This window comes from Variovorax sp. Varisp85 (genome assembly GCF_047304045.1).
In the GTDB taxonomy this organism is placed as follows: Bacteria; Pseudomonadota; Gammaproteobacteria; order Burkholderiales; family Burkholderiaceae_C; genus Variovorax.
The window spans coordinates 1-5,878 of the sequence record NZ_JBGLYN010000122.1 but is presented as its reverse complement, the minus strand read 5'-3'; the positions used below and the strand labels follow the sequence as shown (position 1 = coordinate 5,878).

4 protein-coding genes are annotated in these 5,878 nt (G+C 70.5%); all 4 read right to left on the bottom strand.

From position 1 onward, the window contains the following. Positions 1-85 precede the first annotated feature (85 nt). On the bottom strand, positions 86-1,249 hold the full coding sequence (locus ACCC97_RS28420) for a hypothetical protein (RefSeq protein ID WP_413336303.1): 1,164 nt from the start codon (positions 1,247-1,249) through the stop codon (positions 86-88). 27 nt (positions 1,250-1,276) lie between these two features. Continuing rightward, entirely contained in the window at positions 1,277-2,026 is a 750-nt protein-coding gene (locus tag ACCC97_RS28415; protein ID WP_413336301.1) for a hypothetical protein, read from the bottom strand. Between the two features lie 182 nt (positions 2,027-2,208). Next, positions 2,209-3,807: a murein transglycosylase A gene (locus tag ACCC97_RS28410; protein WP_007833340.1), complete on the bottom strand. Its 1,599-nt coding sequence runs from the start codon at positions 3,805-3,807 to the stop codon at positions 2,209-2,211. Between the two features lie 55 nt (positions 3,808-3,862). Beyond that, a complete protein-coding gene (locus ACCC97_RS28405) occupies positions 3,863-5,758 on the bottom strand; it encodes a protein kinase domain-containing protein (RefSeq protein ID WP_413336298.1) in 1,896 nt (631 codons plus the stop codon). Between the last annotated feature and the right edge of the window lie 120 nt (positions 5,759-5,878).

Below are 5,878 nucleotides of genomic sequence, written 5' to 3'. Positions count from 1 at the left end.
GCAGAGCGCCCATCGGATACGCCGCCTGCCCCCACCCCGGCCCTCCCCCAGTGGGGGAGGGAGAAAGAGAAATGCACGATGCGACTCATGGCCGCTGCCCCGTGGCCGGCCCGGCCGACTCGACCAGCGGCGAAGCCGCGAGCACCGCCAGCGCATCGACGGGCTCCGGCACCCGGAGGTGCCACGCGCCCTCGCCGCCCGGCCCGCCCACCACATCGGCCGAGATCGACTGCAGCAGCCGGTCGACCTCGTCCATGCGTATGCCGGATTTCCAACGCACCACGAGGTCGGCCCGCGTCGGCGCAGGTGCGGCAGGCACGGCGCGGAATCGCACCTCGTCTTCCTCGGACGCATCGCGGCCGCCCAGCACCCCGATGTTCTGGATCACCACGAACAGCGCCAGCACCGCGAAGGCCGGGCGCGCCCAGCCTTCCGCGCCGAACCAGCGGCGGATGCTGCCCCACCAGCCGTCTTCCGGCCGGGACTGCGGCTGCGCACGCGAAGATGAAGAAGAAGGCGAGGAAGCCGATGCATCGCCCTGCGGCCGCGCCAGCGCCGCCCCAAGCCGCAGGCCCGCGTCGCGGTACAGCACCTGGTAGTCGGCACGCGGGTCCTGCGGACCGAGCGGCGTGCCCGACAGCACCGAGAACACCCCGCCCACGCTGCGCAGCGCGATGCGCCCCGGTTCGGGCGCAATGGCCAGCGAGGCGTGCGCGGCCCACTCGTCGTGCACCGCGCGGATAGCGGCGAGACGCGTGGCCGACACCTCGCCCTGCACGCGCGCGCACAGCTGCGGGCTCGGCTCGAGCGTGAGCACGTTCCAGGCCTGGATCACGCCGAACATCGGCTCGAAGGGCTCGTCCTCGGGCTCCAGCAGCACGTCGAAGGCAGATGCCCAGTCGGCCTCGCCAGCGGCCATCCAGCCTTGCCAGAGTTCGCCGTGGATGCGGCGGTCGAGCAGCACGCCGAGCAGCCGCCCCTCGTGCACCACACTGACGAGGCGGCCCGGCGCCCAGCGCGCCGGGAAGGCACGCTGGGCGACAGCCTCGCGGCGCCGGGCCAGATCGGTGAGGGGCAGCAGCAGGTCGGATGCAGCGGCTGCAGCAACGGGTTCGGCGCCCGTTCCGGGGGACGAGCCCGGCATGGCCACGGTGGCCATGCCGGGCGGCGACGCGTCGTCGGGCACGGCCGCGCCCGTTTCGAACGCGTGGCGGATCACGCTGAGCGGGGGCCAGAGGTCGGGGGTCATGGCATCTGTTCCTGAATGGCTATGTCTTCAGGCATAAGACGCTTCAGCACCGAGGATTTTGAAAACCTGCAGGATCACGACCATGTTGTCGGGCTCGATGGCGATGCCCAGCGTCTGCTGGAGCCAGCCGCCGAGCCGGGTCTTGGCGTAGTCCGCGGTCAGCCCCTCGCGCTTGTGCACGAGGCCCAGCCGCCCCGCACGGTAGTGGTACGACGCAATGGCATGGCGCGAGGCGATGCCCGACAGCCCGCCCTCGGCCTCCTTGCCGAAGCCCTCGCACAGCAGCAGGCGCTCGGGCTCGGGCAGCTCGGCGATGAAGGCGCGCGCGGCAAGCTGCACGGCCTGCGCGCTCAGGCCGTGTTCGGCCAGGCAACCGTCGAGGTCTTCGCCGGCACCGATCTCGTCCTCGAGCTGCGCCTCGGTGATCTGGTCGCCGATGGAGAGCTTGCGGCGAAACGAGCTGGCGCGCGTGCAGTCGATGAGGTAGCGGCGGAAGTAGGCGCACAGCGCGAAGGCGGTGGACGGCGCGCTGTGGCCCGCGCGCTCGTCGGCCTCGTCGGGGTCGGCATCGAGCCGCAGCACTTTCACGTAGATGAACTGCGCCACCAGCTCCTGCCGGCCCTCGCCCAGCACCTGCAGCTCGGGCGGATTGCAGGCCACCAGCGCCTCGCCGACGATGCGGTACATGGCGCCCATCTCGCCGGGGGACAGCGTCTGCCTGCGCCGCCAGAGGCGGACGAGTTCGCTGCTCTCCGCGGACGACAACGTCTCGATCATCGGCTCACCCCCAGGCTGCGCGCACTTCGTGTCGCTTCGCCCACCCCCTTGCAGGGGGCAACACCGGCGGCCCGGCGAAGCCGGTTCCGCGGTGTTCCCCGAACGGGCCTCGCTTCGCCCGCCAGCGGGATGACCATTGGCCCGTGGGCTTGCATCCTTCAATCCTTCAATCCTTCAATCCTTCAATCGTCGACGCAGCTGCCTTCCGAGGGCACCAGGCACTGCGGCAGGTTCGCCCCCACCGGCCCGCCGCGCGTGCGGATAGCCGACGACACCGCGGCCTGCGCCACGGCGAGGCCGCGCGGCAGCAATATCCACAGCTGCCCGCGCTCCTTCATGCGGCGCGCGTTGGTCGCGGCCTGCTGGCCGTTGCCGAAGAAATAGTCGGCCCGCACCGCGCCGCGGATGGCGCCGCCGGTGTCCTGCGCGATGGTCAGGCGCTGCATCGGCGCGCCGCTGCCGGGCGTGCGCGTCGACACGAACACCGGATAGCCCAGCGGCGTGCTTCGCGGATCGACCGCAATCGAACGCCCCGCCGACAGCGGCACGCCGAAGGCGCCCACCGGCCCGCCCACCGGCGAGATCGATTCCTTGAAGAACACGTAGCTCGGGTCCTTGATGCCCGAGCCGCTCACCGCGCCAGCCGCGCGCCGCCCCGGCACGACGACCGGGCCGCTGGCCACCGGCCGCACGAGCGTGAAGCCGCGCGTGCGGATGGTGCCGCTGTCGACGGCACCGGTGTCGTCCTCGTCGCCGTCGTCCAACTGCAGCTCGATGGACGAGCCGCGCACCTTCACCGGGCTGCGCGGCTTGCCGTTGGCGGCCTGCGCCAGCGTCGGACGGAAGGGTTGGCCGTTCTGCTCGGCGTAGGCGACGCGCACGATGTCGCCGTTGGCCATCCTGATGCGGCCCGAGCCCTGGATCTGCATTTCGTACAGCGCGGTGGCGCTGCTCACGAAGGCCAGCACCTTGGCGTTGGGCGCGCCCTTGGTCTCGATCTCTTCGCGCGTGTAGTACGGCAGCAGCTGCTTGCCCTCGACCCGCAGGCGCACCTTGCGGTCGAGCGTGTCGCGCGAAATGGCCGAGAGGTCGAGCGCATAGAGGCCCGGTGCACCCATGTCGCGCGTGCTGAGGCCGGTCTGCACCACCACGTTGCGACCCTCGACCCGCGCCGCCACCGTGCCGCTGCCGGGGGGCAGCTTGCGCGCGTCGGCGAACAGCATGTCCTCGGGCTGGCCGTAGACGGGGTAGATGAAGGGTGCGCCGTACTGGCGGGCGCCCGCGATCTCGGGCTCGAAGTAACCGGTGACCACGCCGTCGGGCCTGCGGTCGTCGTCGCGGATCTGGTAGGCCGAGAACTCGCCCTCGAAGAAGCCCCGGATGGCGTTGTTGCTCTTGCCGTCGACCTTCAGCGCGCGGGCGCACACCTCTTTCCACTCGGCGCCGCGCCCGGTCAGCACCTTGCAGCTGCCGAGGAAGGCGGGCCAGCTTTCGGAGAAATCGTCGCGCGCCCAGCCCGGCACCGAGTCGAAACCGACCGAGGTGTAGGTGGCGAGCTGCGTAGAGAAAGTGCGCGCCTGCCCGGCCACGCTGCTGCCATCGGGTGGCGGGCGCGAGGCGGTCGTGCTGCCCGCGGCGTCGGTCGTGGCCGCGCCGGTACCCGTGGCGGCCGGCGGTGGTGCGGCGCAGCCCGCCAGCGACGCGATGGCGGCGGCAACGGCCCATCGGAGCGCGCAGGCGAGGCGCTGTTCGGGCTGCTGTTGCGGTTGTGAAGCGGTCATGAAAGTCTCCTTGTCCAGCAAGTGGCGGCCCGAGGGGCCAACGCCCTACAGACGATTACTTCTCGACGATTTTGAAATTCGCAACGCCATAGACGTCGTTGCACGGGGTGTTGGGCGCGCACACGGGCTTGCCCAGCAGCGGCGTCGGACCGGTACCGCGCGTGGCTTCGAGCGCGGCCAGCACCGGCAGAGGGAACACCGGGAACACGCCGTCGTTCTGCACGCCGGCGGCGCTGAAATCGCGCTCGCGCTCGCTCACGAGCACCGCGAACTGGTCGGTGCCGGCCGGGCCGCCCGCGTCCATCGGCCACGAGGCGCGCGGCAGCGAGAGCGAGCCGCCGGCGGTGATCTTGTTGTACTTGTCGAGCAGGTTCGGGAACAGCAGGAACATCTCGCCGCCGCTGGACAGAAGGAAAACGTAGACGAAGCCCTCGCGCTTGCTGCGCACCTCGAAAGCGAGGCGGTCCTTGCCGATGGCGACCTCGGCCTTCTTCGGTGTGGCCGTCACGTCGAAGCCCGGGGCTGCACCGGCCGCAAGCGATTGCAGCGACTCGGCAGGGGTGCGCGGGGCCGGAGGCGGCGGCGGCGGTGGAGGCGCAGGAGGTGGTGCCTCTGCAACCTTGGTGTCGGGCGGCGGGGCCGGCGTGGCGGCGACGGTCTGCTTGCCGGCGCCGCTGCCCGCTTCACCGCCTGCGCGGCCCTGGAACCACCACCAGGCGCCACCTGCCGCGGCCGCGAGGACGGCGACCGATGCGAGTGCGGCGACCGTCTTGCTGCTGCCCTTTCCGCCGCTGGCGGGGGCGGGTGCAGGCGCCTTGCCGCTGCCGGTCTTGCTGCCGCTGGCGATGACCGTCGCCGCATCGGCATTCGTGGTGGCCCGCGCTCCCGATGGCGGCTGCGTGCGTGGCGTCGGCGCGATGCTGTGCCCCACCTCGAGATCGAGCGCCGCGCGCAGCTCGGCCATCGACTGCGGCCGCTGCTCGGGCCGCACGCCCAGGCCCGCATCGATGGCTTCGAGCAGCCGCGTGCTGTAGCGCTGGCGCAGGATCTCGTTGCCCGCGAGCGGCACGTAGCTGTCGGACAGCAGCCGCGCCACCGACGGCGGCGGCGCGCGGCCGCATACGGCCACGTGCATCACGGCTGCGAGTGCGTAGACGTCGGTCCACGCGCCCTGCGACATGTCGGGCATCTCGGCGTACTGCTCGATGGGCGCATAGCCGGGCTTGAGGATGACGGTGATCGCCTGCGTCTTGTCGGTGATCACGCGGCGCGCGGCGCCGAAGTCGAGCACCACCGGACGCCCGGAGCCTTCGAGCAGGATGATGTTGTCGGGGGCGATGTCGCGGTGGTAGCAGTTGGCGTTGTGCATCACCGCGAGCGCCTGCGTCACGCCGTCCATGATGCGGATCAGCCATGCCTCGTCGACACCGGCGGGGATGGCCACCAGGGCCTCTCTCAGCGTGTCGCCCCGGTAGAAGGGCATGACCATGTAGGTGGTGCCCTTCTCCTGCCAGAAGCGGTAGACCTTGAGCAGCGACGGATGGTCGAACTGGGCCAGCAATCGCGCTTCGTTGATGAAGCTGCGCATGCCGAGGTCGAAGGTTTCGCGGTGTCGTTCCGACAGGGGGACCACTGTGCCGTCCTGCTGTCTTGTCGATAGCGACGTTGGCAGGTATTCCTTGATGGCCACCACGCGTTCGAGGGTGTGGTCCCAGGCCTCGTAGACGACGCCGAAGCCGCCCTGGCCTATGACTCTGGTGACTTCGAATTCCGCGAGGCGGCTGCCTACGGGGAGGAGGCCGGCTTCGGTGCTGCCCGTGGCAGGGCTGGTGACGGGAATGTTCGTGGCTGCACCGGCTGTGATGACAGTGGCTGATGTGTCGCCGGTTGTTGTCGGCTGCGCAGGCTTGTTGGGGACCACTCGGGTGCGGTCGTCGTTGGAGTCGGTCATTGACTGGCTCCTGTTTGAACTGTGCTTTTGGTTTGCTTCCCGAGGCCGGGTCTCGCCCCGGCGGGCGACCTACTTTTCTTTGCTTCGCCAAAGAAACGTAGGCAAAAGAAAGGCGACCCT

What these genes read in the sequence shown, in the direction of transcription:
- ACCC97_RS28420 (WP_413336303.1), bottom strand. Translation starts at nt 1,249, where the DNA reads ATGACCCCCGACCTCTGGCCCCCGCTCAGCGTGATCCGCCACGCGTTC.
- ACCC97_RS28415 (WP_413336301.1), bottom strand. Translation starts at nt 2,026, where the DNA reads ATGATCGAGACGTTGTCGTCCGCGGAGAGCAGCGAACTCGTCCGCCTC.
- ACCC97_RS28410 (WP_007833340.1), bottom strand. Translation starts at nt 3,807, where the DNA reads ATGACCGCTTCACAACCGCAACAGCAGCCCGAACAGCGCCTCGCCTGC.
- ACCC97_RS28405 (WP_413336298.1), bottom strand. Translation starts at nt 5,758, where the DNA reads ATGACCGACTCCAACGACGACCGCACCCGAGTGGTCCCCAACAAGCCT.